A 15,509-nucleotide genomic window follows, 5' to 3' on the forward strand; every position below is an offset into this window, starting at 1 on the left:
CCGGAGCAGCCGCGAGAAATGCCCGGCCGCCGCCGTCCGGAATCGGAGGCATCCCTATCGAGCGTCACGTTTCAGATAGGGGACAATCATGAAAGACTGGGCAATTCAGGGCGAGGAACTCGCCAACTGCAACTGCAATTTCGGCTGCCCGTGCCAGTTCGGCGTGTCGCCGACCGACGGCAGCTGCGAGGCCGCAGTCGTCTATGACATCCACAAGGGCCACCACGGCGACGTGAAGCTCGACGGGCTGCGCGCGGGGGCGACCTACAAATGGCCGGGCCCCATCCATGAGGGCAACGGCGAGATGCAGCTGGTCATTGACGCGCGCGCCGACGCCGCGCAGCGCGCCGCCCTAGAGGCCATCATGACCGGCGAGGACACCGAGGACATGGCGACGATGTGGTTCGTGTTTTCGGCCATGTCGCCCAACCGGCACCCGACGCTTTCGGCGCCGATCGAGCTGGCGATCGACCGCGAAGGGCGCTCCGGCCGCGCCAAGGTGGGCGGCATCTTCGAGATCAGCGCGGCGCCGATCCCGCACCCGGTGACGGGCGCGCCGCACCGCGTCGGCCTCAACCTGCCGAATGGGTTCGAGTTCACCGCCGCGGAGCTGGCCTCCGGCAGCACGAGAACCTCGGGCGGCGCGATCGCGCTGGCGAAGAACCGCGACAGCCACGCGCATTTCGCGGCCCTGCACCTGACCGGCGCAGGCGTCGTGCGCGCCTGAGCGGCCATGGCGCGGCAAATCGTAGCGGACGGTCCGGGCCGACTGGAGCGGCTCGTCCGCCGCGACCGGGCGATCGTCCTCCTGTCGGTCGCCGTGATCGTGCTGATCGCCGGGTGGTACACCGTTTCCGGGCAGGGCATGTCCATGTCCGCCCTGGACATGACCCGCATGGCGCGCCCGATCGGCGAGCCGATGACCATGGGCATGGCGCCCGCGTGGTCGCCGGGCCATGCCGTCCTGGTCTTCCTGATGTGGTGGATCATGATGATCGCCATGATGGCCCCCAGCGCGGCCCCGACCCTGCTGCTGTTCACGGCGCTGAAACGGCAGACCCTCGACGCGGACCGGGCGCCGGTCTACGGGCTGAGCTTCCTGGCGGGCTACCTGGCCTGCTGGGCCGGGTTCAGCCTGTGCGCCGCGGCGCTGCAATGGGGGCTGCAACCGCTGGGTCTGATCTCGGCCGCGATGATGACGGTCAGTTCGCGGGGGCTCGCCGCCGCTCTGCTGGTCGCGGCGGGGCTCTACCAGCTGACCCCGCTCAAGGCCGCCTGTCTGCGGCATTGCCGTTCCCCCGCGCATTTCCTGGCCGAACACCGCCGCCCCGGGCTGGCGGGCGCCTTCCGCATGGGGGCGCGGCACGGCGCCTATTGCCTGGGCTGCTGCTGGGCGCTGATGGCGCTGCTGTTCGTGGGCGGGATCATGAACCTGTGGTGGATCGCGGGGATCGCGGCTTTCGTCGCGCTGGAGAAGCTCGCCCCGCGGGGCGAGCGTTTCGCCAGGGTCAGCGGATTCGCGCTGACCGGCTCCGGCCTTCTGGTGGCGCTTTCCCTGCTCTGACAGCGCGGATGCGCGGCCCCGCCCGATAGCGCCGAGTGACGCCGCAGCTTTCCACTTGACCCCGCGCCCGCACATGTCAAAACCGCTTCATGGCTACTGGTTCTCTGACGATCGATCTCGACGCGCTGGTGCGCAACTGGAAGGCGCTGGACGCCAGATCCGACAGCGGCGTGGAAACCGCCGCGGTGGTGAAGGCCGACGGCTACGGGCTGGGCGCGGGGCGCGTGGCGCGGGCGCTGGCGCGCGCCGGCGCGCGGCGCTTTTTCGTGGCCGCCGCCGAGGAAGGCGCGGCGCTGCGCGAGGCGCTGGGGCGCGGCCCCGAGATCTGCGTCTTTTCCGGGCACATGGCCGGCGACACCGACATGATCGGCGATCTCGACCTGGTGCCGATGCTCAACTCGGTCGAGCAGCTGACCCGCCATTTCGAGGCGCTGCCGGGCCGTCCCTTCGGCATTCAGCTCGACACCGGCATGAACCGGCTGGGCATGGAGATGGCGGAATGGGCCGCGGTGGCCGAGATCGCGCTGGCCGCAGGCCCGACCCTGCTGATGAGCCACCTCGCCTGCGCCGATGAACGCGACCATCCCCAGAACGCCCAGCAGCTGGAGGCGTTCCGCGCCATGACCGACGGCACCGGCGTGCCGCGCTCGCTGTCGGCGACGGGCGGCGTGCTGCTGGGGCCGGAGTATCATTTCGAACTGACCCGCCCCGGCGTCGGCCTCTACGGCGGGCTGCCCTTCGACGAGGCCGCCCCGGTGGCGCATCTGGCGCTGCCGGTGATCCAGACCCGCGAGCTGGAGGCGGGCGAAAGCGTCGGCTACGGCGCGACATGGGTCGCCGAGGAGCCCTGCCGCATCGCCACCGTCGCCGGCGGCTACGCCGATGGTCTGATCCGCGCGATGGGCAACCGGGGCTACCTGTTCCACGACGGCGAGCCCTGCGCAATCGTCGGGCGCGTGTCGATGGACCTGATCACCGTGGACATCACGCATCTTTCCGAGACCCCCAAGGCGCTGGAGATCCTCGGCCAGGATCAAAGCGTCGACGACCTCGCCGATGCGGCGGGCACGATCGGCTACGAGGTCCTCACCTCGCTCGGCGGACGCTATGCGCGGCACTACAGCGGGGGGGCGGGCTGATGCTGCTCTCGCCGGTGGCCGGGCTCGGCCGCTCGACGCTGGCCCTTCTGGCGATGATCGGGCGGATGGGGCTGTTCTTCGCGCAGACGCTGGCCGCGGTGCTGCGCCCGCCCTTCTACCTGCGCGAATTCGGCCAGGCGCTGTGGGCGATCGGCTACAACAGCCTGCCGGTGGTGGGGATGACGGCGCTGTTCACCGGCGGCGCGCTGGCGCTGCAGATCTATGCCGGCGGCTCGCGCTTCAACGCCGAAGAGGTCGTGCCCTCGATCGTCGCCATCGGCATGGCGCGCGAGCTGGGCCCGGTGCTCGGCGGTCTGATGGTGGCCGCGCGGGTGGCCTCCTCGATCGCGGCCGAGATCGGCACCATGAAGGTGACCGAGCAGATCGACGCGCTGGTGACGCTCTCCACAGACCCGATGAAATACCTCACCGTGCCCCGCGTTCTGGCCGCCACGATCTCGGTGCCAGTGCTGGTCGCGGTGGGCGATTCCATCGGCATTTTCGGCGGCTATGTCGTCGGCACGGGGCGGCTGGGCTTCAACCCGGCGGCCTATCTCAAGAACACTGCCGATTTCCTCGAAATGTGGGACGTCACCTCGGGCCTGATCAAGGGCGCGGTCTTCGGCTTCCTGATCGCGCTGGTGGGCTGCTATTTCGGAATGAACTCGGGCCGCGGCGCGCAGGGCGTGGGCCGGGCCACCAAATCGGCGGTGGTCACCGCATCGGTGCTGATCTTCGCCGCCAACTACCTGCTGACGGAGCTGTTTTTCGCCGCATGATCGAACTGAGGGATGTTCACAAGGCGTTCGGCGCCAAGAAGGTGCTGCAGGGCGTCGACCTGACGGTGCCCACCGGCGAGAGCATGGTGATCATCGGCGGTTCGGGCACGGGCAAGTCGGTGCTGCTGAAATGCATCCTCGGGCTGGTCCGGCCCGACGCGGGCACCATCCTGCTGGACGGCAAGGACGTCACCACCGAGGAGCGCGACGACTTCCTCTCCCATTTCGGCATGCTGTTCCAGGGCGCGGCGCTGTTCGACAGCCTGACCGTCTGGCAGAACGTGGCCTTCCGCCTGCTGCGCGGCTCGCTGAAGCGGCCCAAGGACGAGGCGCGCGAAATCGCCATCGAGAAACTGCGCCGCGTGGGGCTGGGGCCGGACGTGGCCGACCTCTTCCCGGCCGAGCTGTCGGGCGGCATGCAGAAACGCGTCGGGCTGGCCCGCGCCATCGCCGCCGAGCCGCAGATCATCTTTTTCGACGAGCCCACCACCGGCCTCGACCCGATCATGGCGGGCGTGATCAACGAGCTGATCCGCGAGATCGTGGTGGAGATGGGCGCGACGGCTATGACCATCACCCACGACATGACCTCGGTCCGCGCCATCGCCGACGACGTGGCCATGCTGCATGACGGGGTGATCAAGTGGTCGGGACCGGTCGGCGAGATGGACAATTCGGGCGATCCCTATCTCGACCAGTTCATCAACGGCCGCGCCGAGGGACCGATCGAGGCGGTGCGGTGATGGCCGACTTCGACTTCACACCTTTGGGTGTTGCGGAGAAAGGGAACAGCTTTCTTGAAGTCGCGAAACGAACCTTCCGAGAGAACCGAAAGTCCGCTTTTCCGCACATAGTTGACTTGGGGGTTGAATCTGGCCCACTGACTTTCCTCGTCGACCACGCAACTGAGCTTTTTCTAAAGGCGATACTTCAAGCCAGCGGCAGATCAGAACGACGCCTGCGTCAATTCCGAGGGTTCGCCTACCTGGAGCCAGAACCCGAAAAGCCATCGAGACGCCCCAGGAGTTCTGGCCGGGCACACAACCTTGAATTCCTTTTCCGCCTATCAAGACGGGCAATCGGTGGCGAGGCATTCGACAGCGCTCTTGATGAAAGACTTGGGTCGCATCGCTATTTCCGGGAAGATCATGTCATCTTCACGGAGCCGGTGGAGCGCCCAAACCACGAGGACTACTTCCAACACCTTAGAATGCTAAATGCCAACTTTGATAGGCCATTCCCTGCTAGATACTTTCAGCGCGGCGTTAAGACTTTGCCGGATTCCGAACTGCTGTTGGTTGGCGCTGATTTCTTGAAGCTCACCTTCGACAGGAATTTTATCTCTGTGTGCAAGACACGTGGTCGAAAAGGTGATGAGTAGGAGAAGATGCTCCGTTATGCCAACCTCGCCCTCCTCGTCCTGTTCCCCGTCGCGTGGTTCGCGCCGCTCTTGCGTGCCGGCCTGCTGCCGCTGTTCGGGATGAGCGAGGTCAGCGTGATCTCGGGCCTGATCAGCCTGTGGGAGACCGACATCTTCCTCGCCCTGCTGGTCGCGCTCTTCGCCCTTGCCGCGCCCTACGCCAAGACCGTCGGCCTGGCGCTGATCCATTTCGGCCGCGCGCCGGACCGGCTGCTGCCCGCGATCCACGCGCTCAGCAAACTGGCGATGGCCGACATCTTTCTCATCGCGCTTTACGTCGTGATCGCCAAGGGCGTGGGCCTCGGCACCGTGGAGACCGCCTGGGGGCTCTACCTCTTCACTTTCTGCATCCTCGCCTCGCTGGGCCTTTCCATCGCCACCGAACGCTTGCGGCGGCGGGGCGTGGGAGGATAGACCGGGGCATGGCGAAACCCACCACCTCCTTCACCTGCGCCCAATGCGGGGCCGTTCATAAGAAATGGGCCGGGCGCTGCGATGCCTGCGGCGCGTGGAATTCCATTGCCGAGGAGGCGCCGCTATCGGCCGGGCCGGCCTCGAAATCGCTGGGCGCGCTGCGCGGGCGCACCCTGCCCCTGGGCGATCTTTCGACCGAGGAGGCGCCGCCGCCGCGCACCAGCTCGGGGCTGGAAGAACTCGACCGGGTGCTGGGCGGCGGGCTGGTGCCGGCCTCGGCGATCCTGGTGGGCGGCGATCCGGGCATCGGGAAATCGACGCTGCTGCTGCAGGCCGCGGCAGCCTTCGCCCGCTCGGGGCTGAAATGCGTCTATGTCTCGGGCGAGGAGGCCAGCGCCCAGGTGCGGATGCGCGCCCAGCGGCTGGACCTCGCCGACGCGCCGGTGAAGCTGGCGACCGAGACCAATCTGCGCGACATCCTGACCACGCTGGAGGCGGAGAAGCCCGACCTCGCGATCATCGACTCGATCCAGACCATGTGGGCCGACACCGTCGAAAGCGCGCCGGGCAGCGTGAGCCAGGTGCGCGCCGCGGCGCATGAGCTGACCACCTTCGCCAAGCGGCGCGGCACGGCGGTGATGCTGGTCGGCCACGTCACCAAGGAAGGCCAGATCGCCGGCCCCCGCGTGGTCGAGCACATGGTCGACACGGTGCTCTATTTCGAGGGAGAGCGCGGCCACCAGTTCCGCATCCTGCGCGCGGTCAAGAACCGCTTCGGCCCGGCCGACGAGATCGGCGTGTTCGAGATGACCGGCATGGGGCTGAGCCAGGTCACCAACCCCTCCGCGCTGTTCCTGTCGGAGCGCGACAAGCCGGTCGCCGGCGCCGCCGTCTTCGCCGGGATCGAGGGCACCCGGCCGGTGCTGACCGAAGTGCAGGCGCTGGTCGCGCCCTCGCCGCTGGGCACGCCTCGGCGCACCGTGGTGGGGCTGGACGCGGGGCGGCTCTCGACCACGCTGGCGGTGCTGGAGTCGCGCTGCGGCATCCCCTTCGCGGGGCTCGACGTTTTCCTCAACGTGGCCGGCGGCATGAAGGTTACCGAACCGGCCGCCGACCTTGCCGTGGCGGCCGCCCTTCTGTCGGCGCGCGAGGACGTGGCCCTGCCCGCCGACACCGTGCTTTTCGGAGAAATCAGCCTTTCCGGGGCCTTGCGCCCGGTCAGCCAAACCGAAAACAGGTTGAAAGAGGCGCAAAAACTTGGTTTCTCACAGGCAATCGCCCCGGCGCGCAGCAAGCTTGGCGGGGTGCCAGCCGGGTTGAAGGTGCGTTCGATGCCTGACCTGACCGCATTTGTTGGAGAGATGTTCGGGGCTGGTTGAGCGCCGGAGGAGCGAGGGCATGGACGGATTCACCATCATCGACGCGGTCGTGGCCGCGGTCATCATCCTTTCGGCCGTTCTGGCCTATTCCCGCGGCCTGATGCGCGAGGCGATGGCGATCGTCGGCTGGGTCGCCGCCGCCGTGCTCGCCTTCCTCTTCGCGCCGCAGGCCGAACCGCTGGTCAAACAGATCCCCGTGGTGGGCGATTTCCTGGGCGACAGCTGCGAGATCTCGATCATCGCGGCCTTCGCCGCGGTCTTCGCGCTGGCGCTGGTGGTGGTGTCGATCTTCACCCCGCTGTTCTCCACGCTGGTGCAGCGCTCGGCGCTGGGCGGGCTGGATCAGGGCCTGGGCTTTCTCTTCGGCGTCCTGCGCGGGCTGGTCCTGGTGGCGGTGTCCTTCTTCGTCTACGAGACAGTGATGACCACCGAAGAGGTGCCGATCGTGGACAACAGCCGCTCGGCCGCCGTTTTCGCCACCTTCACCGCCCGCATCCAGGAAAACAGCCCCGAACAGGCGCTGGGCTGGCTGACCGGCAAATACGAGGAACTGGTCGGTGACTGCGGCGCGGCGGAGTGACACGCCGCATTGCCGAAAAAGATTTGTGATCCTTTCGTGACACCGACCGCGAGAGCCACTAAGTAGGGGCCAACCCCTCACCACGGATTAGGAGCCTTGCCGAATGCGCGAGATGCCCCCCAGCCACCCCTTCGATGACGACAAGCTGAAAGAGGAATGCGGCGTCTTCGGCGTTGTCGGCCTGGCCGAAGCGGCGAATTTCGTCGCCCTCGGCCTGCATGCCCTGCAGCACCGCGGCCAGGAGGCGGGCGGCATCGTCTCCTACGACCCCGGCACCGGCTTCAACTCGGCCCGCCGCTTCGGCTATGTGCGCGACAATTTCACCAAGGCCAGCCTGATGGAGACCCTGCCCGGCGAGCTGGCCATCGGCCATGTGCGCTACTCTACCGCCGGCTCCAAGGGCCAGACCGCGATCCGCGACGTTCAGCCCTTCTTCGGCGAATTCTCCATGGGCGGCGCGGCGATCGCCCATAACGGCAACATCACCAACGCCATTGCCCTGCGCCGCGAGTTGATCGAGCGCGGCTCGATCTTCCAGTCCTCCTCGGACAGCGAATGCATCATCCACCTCATGGCGCGCTCGCTTCAGCGCAACATCGTGGAGCGGATGAAGGACGCGCTGCGCCGGGTCGAGGGGGCGTTCTCGGTCGTGGCCATGACCCGGACCAAGCTGATCGGCGTGCGCGACCCGCTGGGCGTGCGCCCGCTGGTGCTGGGCAAGATCGGCGACGGCTGGGTCCTCAGCTCGGAAACCTGCGCGCTGGACATCATCGGCGCCGAGTTCATCCGCGAGATCGCGCCGGGCGAGATGGTGGTGATCACCCAGAAGGACGGCGTCGAAAGCTTCCACCCGTTCGAGAAATCGCCCTCCAAGTTCTGCATCTTCGAGCATGTCTATTTCTCGCGCCCCGACAGCATCCTCGGCGGCCGCTCGGTCTACGAGACGCGCGAGAACATCGGGCGCGAACTGGCCAAGGAAGCCCCGGTCGAGGCCGACGTGGTCTGCCCGGTGCCCGACAGCGGCACCCCCGCCGCCATCGGTTATTCGCTGGAATCGGGCATCCCCTACGCCATGGGGATCATCCGCAACCAGTATATGGGCCGGACCTTCATCGAGCCGACCGAGCAGATCCGCAACATGGGCGTGCGGCTGAAGCTGAACGTCAACCGCGCGCTGATCCGCGGCAAGCGGGTGATCCTGGTCGACGACTCGGTCGTGCGCGGCACCACCTCGCGCAAGATCAAGGAGATGATCCTCGACGCCGGCGCCAAGGAGGTGCATTTCCGCATCGCCTCCCCGCCCACGGCCTGGCCCTGCTTCTACGGGGTGGACACGCCCAAGCGCGAGAAGCTGCTGGCCGCGACCATGAACGTGGACGAGATGCGCGAATATCTCGGCGTGGACAGCCTGCGCTTCATCTCGCTCGACGGGCTCTACCGCGCGGTGGGCGAGGCGCAGGGACGCAACGCGTCCTGCCCGCAATATTGCGACGCCTGCTTCTCGGGCGAATACCCGGTGGCCCCCTCGGACATGATCGAGAAAGGGTTCCAGGTGAAGGCGGCCGAATAGGCCGCCCCCCTGCCCCCACCCCAGCGCACAGGAAACACCGATGACCGACCGTATCGCCCTCATCACCGGCGCCTCGCGCGGCCTGGGCGCCGCCCTCGCCGAGGCGCTGGCGCCCGATTACCATGTGATCGCAGTGGCCCGCACCACCGGCGCGCTGGAGGAACTCGACGACCGCATCCAGGCCAGGGGCGGCAACGCCACGCTGGCGCCGATGGACGTCACCGAGGCCGCGGCGATGCAGCACCTGTGCCGCTCGATCCATGAGCGCTGGGGCAAGCTGGACCTCTGGGTGCACACCGCGATCCATGTCCCGCCGCTGACCCCCGCCGACCATCTCGACGAGAAGGACTGGCAGAAGGTGGTGGCGACCGGCATCACCGCCACCGGGCGGCTGATCCCCTATGTCTCGCCGCTGCTGCAGGCCGCCGAGGGCGGCGTGGCGGTGCATGTGGACGACCCCGCGCAGGGCAAGTTCCTGGGCGCCTATGCCGCAGCCAAGGCAGCGCAGCGCGCGCTGTTCGGCGCCTGGGCGGCGGAGACGGAAAAGACCCAGCGCCCGCGCGTGATCTCCTTCACCCCCAACCCGATGCCCACCGCGACCCGCGCCCGCTTCTACCCCGGCGAGGACCGCAGCGCGCTGAGCGCCCCGTCGGCCGAGGCCGCGCGCCTGATCGCCGCCCTGCCCTGAGGCCCGGGCGGCGCGCCGCGCGCGCCCTTTCACACCGCTTGCCGCCTCGCCCTGCCTGCCCTATTGAGGGGAAAAGCAATACGGGCGGGGCTTCATGCGCATTCTGATCACCAATGACGACGGCATCAACGCACCGGGACTGGAGGTGTTGCACGCCATCGCATCGGAGATCGCCGGGCCGAAGGGAGAGGTCTGGACCGTCGCCCCCGCCTTCGAGCAATCGGGGGTGGCGCACAAGATTTCCTACACCCACCCGATGATGATCGCCCAGCTCGGCGAGCGCCGCTTCGCCGCCGAGGGCTCGCCGGCCGATTGCGTGCTGGCCGGCATCCACGACGTGATGCGCGACACGCCGCCCGACCTGGTGCTCTCGGGCGTGAACCGGGGCAACAACGCGGGCGAGAACGCGCTTTACTCCGGCACGCTGGGCGGCGCGATCGAGGCCGCCCTTCAGGGTTTGCCCGCGATCGCCCTGTCGCAATATCTCGGCCCCGAGAATTTCGCCAAACCCCACCAGTTCGAGGCCGCGGCCCAGCATGGCGTGGCCACGGTGCGCACCCTGCTGGAGCGCGGGCTGTGGGATCGCGGCAACGATTACCGGCTGTTCTACAACGTCAATTTCCCGCCCCTGCGCGGCGCCGATGTCCGGGGCATGCGCGTCAGCCCGCAGGGCTACCGCCGCGACGCCTTTTTCGGGGTCGAACCGCACACCTCGCCCTCGGGACGCAAGTTCCTGTGGATCAAGGGCGGCGCGCAGCACACGCCGACCGCGCCGGGGACGGATGTGGCCGACAACCTCGAAGGCTATATCTCGGTCACGCCGATGCGCGCCGACCTGACCGCCCATGACGCCATCGCCCATCTGAAAGAGCAGCTGGAATGACCTCTCCCGCCGAGCGCAAAATGCAGTTCCTGTTCGCGCTCCGCTCCAAGGGAGTGACCGACGTCCGCGTCCTGACGGCGATGGAGCGCATCGACCGCGGCGATTTCGTCCGCGGCCTGTTCAGCACCCGCGCCTATGAGGACATGCCGCTGCCGATCTCCTGCGGCCAGACCATCAGCCAGCCCTCGGTGGTGGCGCTGATGACCCAGGCGCTGAACGTGCAGCCGCGCGACAAGGTGCTGGAGGTCGGCACCGGCTCGGGCTACCAGGCGGCGATCCTCAGCCAGCTCGCGCGGCGGGTCTACACGGTCGAACGTTACCGCCGGCTGGTGCGCGACGCGCAGAAGACCTTCGAGAAGCTGGGCCTGACCAATGTCACCGCCATCGCCGGCGACGGCTCGCACGGGCTGCCCGAGCAGGCGCCCTTCGACCGGATCATAGTGACCGCCGCCGCCGAGGATCCGCCCGGGCCGCTCTTGGCGCAACTGCGCGAGGGCGGTATCATGGTCGTGCCCGTGGGCCAGTCGGATGCGGTGCAGAGCCTGATCAAGGTCACCCGCACGCCCGATGGATTCGAGTATCAGGAGCTCCGCCAGGTGCGCTTCGTGCCGCTTCTGGAAGGGCTCGGACAGGAGTAGACATGGGACGCGCCCGGCCAACAAGGGCCCCCCGCCAAGAGGACAGAGCAATGCCATCCCTCCGCCCCCTGCTGACCGCCACGGCCCTTGTGGCCCTGGCCGGCTGCCAGACGACCGGCTTCGATTTCGACCTGCGCAACAACGAGGCCGACACCACGGCCGCGGTGATCCGCCAGACCGCGCCGCGCCCCGAGCCCGATGACCGCGGGGTGATCTCCTATCCCAACTACCAGGTGGTGGTGGCGAGGCGCGGCGACACGGTGGCGGCGCTGGCCGCCCGCGTCGGCATCAGCGCCGAGGCGCTGAGCGCCCATAACGGCATCGCCCCTGACGTGGAACTGCGCCCCGGCGAGATCCTGGCGCTGCCCGGCCGCGTGGCCGAACCCTCGCCGCAGACCGGCTCGCCCACGACCGGGCCGATCCGCTCTGCCGAGCAGATCGACATCACCACCATCGCCGGCGACGCGATCGAGCGCGCCGGGCCGCAGACGACGGTCACGCCGCGCAGCGGCGGCCCCAAGCTCGCGCTCGGCGAGGAGCCGGTGAAGCACAAGGTCGAGCGCGGCGAGACCGCCTATTCCATCGCCCGCCTCTACAACGTCTCGGTGCGCGCGCTGGCCGACTGGAACGGGCTCGGCACCGATCTCGGGGTGCGCGAGGGGCAGTATCTGCTGATCCCGGTGGCCGCCTCCGCGCCACCGCCCGCGCCCCGGCCCGCCACCGCGACGACCGCGCCGGGACAGGGCACGCCCACGCCGACGCCGCCCTCCGCCGCCAAGCCCCTGCCGCGCGACAGCGCCCCCGCGGCCGAGGTGCTGGAAAGCAGCACCCCGCCCTCGCCCGCGCTGGCGGAAGACAAGACCAGCCAGGCCCGCATGGCGCTGCCCGCCAAGGGCAAGATCATCCGCGGCTACGAGAAGAAGAAGAACGACGGCATCGACATCGCCGCCGCCGCCGGCAGCGAGGTGGTCGCCGCCGATTCCGGCACCGTGGCCGCCATCACCCGCGACACCGACCAGGTGCCGATCCTGGTGCTGCGCCACGACGACAACCTGCTGACGGTCTATGCCAATATCGAGGGGATCACCGTCAAGAAGGGCGACAGGGTCGCCCGCGGCCAGCAGGTCGCCGTGGTGCGGGCGGGCGATCCGGCCTTCCTGCATTTCGAGGTGCGCCGAGGCTTCGAAAGCGTGGACCCCATGCCCTTCCTGAACTGAGGGGGGCACACGTCGGCGCGGAGGCGGTTTTCTGCGAAAAACCGGGGCGAATTTTCAATGAAAATTCGCGCCTCCGGCGGGGATATTTTGGGCCAGAAGAAGCAGGCGGGGCGCGCTAGAGGCGCACGCCCCTGCGCCCGGCGAGGTCGGTGAAATACTGCCATGCCACCCGCCCCGAGCGCGAGCCGCGCGTCGCCTGCCACTCGATCGCCTCGGCGCGCAGGGTCGCGTCGTCGATCTCCACGCCGTGGGCGGTGCAGTAGCCGCGGATCATGGACAGGAACTCGTCCTGGCTGCAGGGGTGGAAGCCGAGCCACAGGCCGAAGCGGTCGGAGAGCGAGACCTTTTCCTCCACCGCCTCGGAGGGGTTGATGGCCGAGCTGCGCTCGTTCTCGATCATGTCGCGCGGCATCAGGTGGCGACGGTTCGAGGTGGCGTAGAAGACCACATTCTCGGGGCGGCCCTCGATGCCGCCGTCCAGCACCGCCTTGAGCGATTTGTAATGCTGGTCGTCATGGCTGAACGACAGGTCATCGCAAAACAGGATGAAGCGCGCGGGGGATTCGCGCAGCAGCGTCAGCAGGCGCGCGATCGACGGCAGATCCTCGCGCTGGACCTCGACGATCTTGAGGTCCAGCCTCTGGGCGCGGACCGCGGCGTGCACGGCCTTGACCAGGCTCGACTTGCCCATCCCGCGCGAGCCCCACAGCAGCGCGTTGTTCGCGGGCATGCCGCGGGCGAATTGCAGCGTGTTATCGAGCAGGATGTCGCGCGCCCGGTCGATGCCCAGCAGCAGCGACAGGTCGACCCGGTTGACCTTGTCGACCGGGGCGAGGCGGTCGGGGGCGACATGCCAGACGAAGGCCTCGGCCGCGTCGAAATCGGGCGCGGCGGCGGGCGCGGGGTGCATCCGCTCCAGCGCCTCGGCGATGCGGGTCAGGGTCGCGACGTCAGTCATTTACGGGGGGCCTCGTCTTCGGTGTCGTCCTCGTCGAATTCGCGGAAGATCTCGTCCTCTTCCTCGTCGTCGTCGACCCAGAGACCCTGCGCGCGCAGATCCGCCTCACGCCGGGTCTCGACGCGGGCCACCAGGAAGATCGAGATCTCGTAGAGACCGTAGACCACGGTGAAGAGGATGATCTGGGTGGTGACATCGGGCGGCGTGACGAGGGCGGAGACGGTCAGGATGCCGACCACCGCGTATTTCCGCGTCGAGCGCAGACCGGCGGCCGAGGCCAGCCCGGCCTTGCCCATCAGGGTCAGCAGCACCGGCAGCTGGAAGCACAGGCCGAAGGCCACGATCATCTTCAGCGTGATGTCGAGGGTTTCGTTGACCTTGCCGTTGAACACGATGTCGATGCCGCGGTCGGGCTCGGGCACCGCGCCCGGCTCGGCCGTGCCGGCCACGAAGGCCGCGACCATCGAGGGCAGATCGGCGAAGCCCAGGAAGAAGGCCATCGCCAACGGCACCACCACATACTGGGCGAAGGCCGCGCCCAGCAGGAACAGCACCGGCGAGGAGATCAGGAACGGCAGGAAGGCATTCTTTTCCGACTTGTAGAGCCCCGGCGCCACGAAGCGCCACAGCTGGTATCCGATCACCGGGAAGGACAGCGCCAGACCGCCGACCATCGAGATCCGGATCAGGGTGAAGAAATATTCCTGCGGCGCGGTGTATTGCATCACCGGGTTGGGATTGCCCAGATCGCGCATCGTGTTCTCGATCGGGATCAGCAGGAAATCGAGGATCTGCCCGCCGAAGGAAAAGCAGATCACCATGCCCACAACGAAGGCCAGCACCGCCCGGATCAGCCGGGTGCGCAGCTCGGCCAGATGTTCGATCAGCGGGGCCGTGCTGTCGTCGATCTCGTCGGTATTGCTCATGCGTCGGACTTTCCGGTGCTGTCGCCCTCGGCGGCCGGCGCCTCGGCGGCGGCCTTCGCGGCGGCCTCTTCGGCGGCGCGCCGCGCGGTCGCCTTCTCGGCGGCGGCGGTGCGGATCTTTTCGGCCTGCTCGGCGCGTTCCGCGCTCAGCTTGCCGGTCTCCGAGCCTTCCGGCGCGGGTTTGGCGGCCTTGTCCGAGGACACCTTGGGCTGCCATTTCTCAAACTTGTCGGCGGCGTCGTTCAGCGCGTCCAGCCCCATCTTGCGCGGGTTGGTTGCGTCCCTGAGATCCTTGGCCACGTCCTTGACGCCGGCCTGGTCGGCGGCGTCGTCCATGGCGCGCTGAAACTCGCGCGCCATGTTGCGCGCCTTGGCGGTGAACCGGCCCAGCGTGCGGAACATGCCGGGCAGGTCCTTGGGGCCGATCACGATCAGCGCCACGATGCCGATGACCAAAAGTTCGGTCCAGCCGAGATCAAACATGTGCGAGCCGCCTTGAGAGGCGGACAGGGCGCAGGGTTACGCCTTGTCCTTTTCCGTTTCTTCCACCTCGGGGGTGACGTCCTTGGCGTTTTCCAGGCTCTTCGTCGCCTCTTCGGTTTCTTCTTTCACGCCTTTCTTGAAGGCGGTGATCCCCTTGCCGACCTCGCCCATCAGCGACGAGATCTTGCCGCGCCCGAAAAGCACGAGCACGACGACGGCAATCAGAAGCAGGCCGGGAAGGCCGATATTGTTCAGCATGGTCTTCTCCCTTGGGCATCCCTGACCGGCGCCCGTTTCGAATTCTGTGCAACACATTTATTGACTATGACGGGGAGTTCAAAGCCCCATTCCGCCGCAGCCTCGGTATTTCTGCCACAAAAAGTGGTTTGCCCCATCCCGCGCACCAGTGGTTGGGCCTTTTGAAGGGGAGATCAGGGTCCTAGACTCGGCCGCGCGGCGCGCCCGATTCATTGAAAGGACCCATTGCGATGCACAGCGAAGACCTCAACGGCAAGACCCTGGAACACTGGACGACCGACGACGTGCAGGCCGCGCTCGAAAGGCACGATATTATCCTGATCGACGTGCGCACCCCGCAGGAATACATGTTCGAGCATATCCACGGCGCGCTGCTGGCGCCGATGGCCGAGTTCGACCCTGCCTTCATGCCGCCCGAGGGCGGCCGGCGCATCGTGTTCCATTGCGGCTCGGCCGCCCGCTCGCGGCGGGTGGCGGAGATGTATCTGGCCGCGGGCCATGACCGGGCCGCGCATCTCGAAGGCGGCTTCGGCGCATGGAAGACCGCGCACAAGCCCTATATCGGCACCAACATGGCCACCGGCGCGCCGCAGGCGGTGCCCGGCGCGAGCTGA

General features: G+C 67.9%; 19 protein-coding genes. 15 read left to right on the forward strand and 4 right to left on the reverse strand.

Annotation, left to right across the window (positions count from 1 at the left end):
• The first annotated feature begins 88 nt into the window (after nucleotides 1–88).
• The 14 genes from KCI33_RS12990 to KCI33_RS13055 all read left to right on the forward strand — a co-directional run bounded on the left by KCI33_RS12990 (nucleotide 89) and on the right by KCI33_RS13055 (nucleotide 12,271).
• Nucleotides 89–727: a DUF1326 domain-containing protein gene (locus KCI33_RS12990; RefSeq protein ID WP_212525229.1), complete on the forward strand. Its 639-nt coding sequence runs from the start codon at nucleotides 89–91 to the stop codon at nucleotides 725–727.
• A 6-nt stretch (nucleotides 728–733) separates the two neighbouring features.
• Nucleotides 734–1,564, forward strand: a complete 831-nt coding sequence (locus KCI33_RS12995) for a DUF2182 domain-containing protein (RefSeq protein ID WP_212525230.1) — start codon at nucleotides 734–736, stop codon at nucleotides 1,562–1,564.
• An 89-nt stretch (nucleotides 1,565–1,653) separates the two neighbouring features.
• Entirely contained in the window at nucleotides 1,654–2,703 is a 1,050-nt protein-coding gene (gene alr, locus KCI33_RS13000; RefSeq protein ID WP_212525231.1) for an alanine racemase, read from the forward strand.
• Nucleotides 2,700–3,482: an ABC transporter permease gene (locus KCI33_RS13005; RefSeq protein ID WP_249139057.1), complete on the forward strand. Its 783-nt coding sequence runs from the start codon at nucleotides 2,700–2,702 to the stop codon at nucleotides 3,480–3,482. Before alr ends, KCI33_RS13005 begins: the two co-directional genes overlap by 4 nt.
• Nucleotides 3,479–4,225 (forward strand): ATP-binding cassette domain-containing protein, encoded by a 747-nt coding sequence (locus KCI33_RS13010; RefSeq protein ID WP_212525233.1) that lies wholly within the window; start codon nucleotides 3,479–3,481, stop codon nucleotides 4,223–4,225. The genes KCI33_RS13005 and KCI33_RS13010 overlap by 4 nt, the downstream gene beginning before the upstream one ends.
• Nucleotides 4,225–4,863, forward strand: a complete 639-nt coding sequence (locus KCI33_RS13015; protein WP_212525234.1) for a hypothetical protein — start codon at nucleotides 4,225–4,227, stop codon at nucleotides 4,861–4,863. Before KCI33_RS13010 ends, KCI33_RS13015 begins: the two co-directional genes overlap by 1 nt.
• Nucleotides 4,864–4,869: 6 nt before the next feature.
• Nucleotides 4,870–5,316 (forward strand): paraquat-inducible protein A, encoded by a 447-nt coding sequence (locus tag KCI33_RS13020; RefSeq protein WP_212525235.1) that lies wholly within the window; start codon nucleotides 4,870–4,872, stop codon nucleotides 5,314–5,316.
• A gap of 8 nt (nucleotides 5,317–5,324) precedes the next feature.
• Nucleotides 5,325–6,695, forward strand: a complete 1,371-nt coding sequence (gene radA, locus KCI33_RS13025; RefSeq protein ID WP_212525236.1) for a DNA repair protein RadA — start codon at nucleotides 5,325–5,327, stop codon at nucleotides 6,693–6,695.
• 19 nt (nucleotides 6,696–6,714) lie between these two features.
• Nucleotides 6,715–7,275, forward strand: coding sequence for a CvpA family protein (locus KCI33_RS13030; RefSeq protein WP_212525237.1), 561 nt, complete (start codon nucleotides 6,715–6,717; stop codon nucleotides 7,273–7,275).
• Nucleotides 7,276–7,387: 112 nt separating this feature from the next.
• Nucleotides 7,388–8,845: an amidophosphoribosyltransferase gene (gene purF / locus KCI33_RS13035; protein WP_212525300.1), complete on the forward strand. Its 1,458-nt coding sequence runs from the start codon at nucleotides 7,388–7,390 to the stop codon at nucleotides 8,843–8,845.
• A gap of 40 nt (nucleotides 8,846–8,885) precedes the next feature.
• Nucleotides 8,886–9,533, forward strand: coding sequence for an SDR family NAD(P)-dependent oxidoreductase (locus KCI33_RS13040; RefSeq protein WP_212525238.1), 648 nt, complete (start codon nucleotides 8,886–8,888; stop codon nucleotides 9,531–9,533).
• A 94-nt stretch (nucleotides 9,534–9,627) separates the two neighbouring features.
• Entirely contained in the window at nucleotides 9,628–10,416 is a 789-nt protein-coding gene (surE, locus tag KCI33_RS13045) for a 5'/3'-nucleotidase SurE (RefSeq protein ID WP_212525239.1), read from the forward strand.
• Nucleotides 10,413–11,054 (forward strand): protein-L-isoaspartate(D-aspartate) O-methyltransferase, encoded by a 642-nt coding sequence (locus tag KCI33_RS13050; protein WP_212525240.1) that lies wholly within the window; start codon nucleotides 10,413–10,415, stop codon nucleotides 11,052–11,054. The genes surE and KCI33_RS13050 overlap by 4 nt, the downstream gene beginning before the upstream one ends.
• Before the next feature lie 50 nt (nucleotides 11,055–11,104).
• Complete coding sequence (locus tag KCI33_RS13055) at nucleotides 11,105–12,271, forward strand: LysM peptidoglycan-binding domain-containing protein (RefSeq protein WP_212525241.1); 1,167 nt, start codon at nucleotides 11,105–11,107, stop codon at nucleotides 12,269–12,271.
• Nucleotides 12,272–12,386: 115 nt separating this feature from the next.
• Here the strand turns inward: KCI33_RS13055 and KCI33_RS13060 are convergent, their stop codons facing one another.
• From KCI33_RS13060 to tatA, 4 genes are read right to left on the reverse strand one after another with little or no spacing between them, the layout of a single operon-like run.
• Nucleotides 12,387–13,229: an ATP-binding protein gene (locus tag KCI33_RS13060; RefSeq protein WP_212525242.1), complete on the reverse strand. Its 843-nt coding sequence runs from the start codon at nucleotides 13,227–13,229 to the stop codon at nucleotides 12,387–12,389.
• Nucleotides 13,226–14,155, reverse strand: coding sequence for a twin-arginine translocase subunit TatC (tatC, locus tag KCI33_RS13065; RefSeq protein ID WP_212525243.1), 930 nt, complete (start codon nucleotides 14,153–14,155; stop codon nucleotides 13,226–13,228). The genes KCI33_RS13060 and tatC overlap by 4 nt, the downstream gene beginning before the upstream one ends.
• Entirely contained in the window at nucleotides 14,152–14,637 is a 486-nt protein-coding gene (gene tatB, locus KCI33_RS13070) for a Sec-independent protein translocase protein TatB (protein WP_212525244.1), read from the reverse strand. The genes tatC and tatB overlap by 4 nt, the downstream gene beginning before the upstream one ends.
• Before the next feature lie 36 nt (nucleotides 14,638–14,673).
• Nucleotides 14,674–14,895 (reverse strand): twin-arginine translocase TatA/TatE family subunit, encoded by a 222-nt coding sequence (gene tatA, locus KCI33_RS13075; RefSeq protein ID WP_212525245.1) that lies wholly within the window; start codon nucleotides 14,893–14,895, stop codon nucleotides 14,674–14,676.
• 230 nt (nucleotides 14,896–15,125) lie between these two features.
• On the opposite strand from tatA, the gene KCI33_RS13080 reads away from it, so the two are divergent.
• Nucleotides 15,126–15,509 carry a rhodanese-like domain-containing protein gene (locus KCI33_RS13080; RefSeq protein ID WP_212525246.1) on the forward strand — a complete coding sequence of 128 codons (384 nt, stop codon included), beginning with the start codon at nucleotides 15,126–15,128 and terminating at the stop codon, nucleotides 15,507–15,509.

Source organism: Actibacterium sp. MT2.3-13A (genome assembly GCF_018139985.1).
Lineage (GTDB): Bacteria > Pseudomonadota > Alphaproteobacteria > Rhodobacterales > Rhodobacteraceae > JAGSOU01.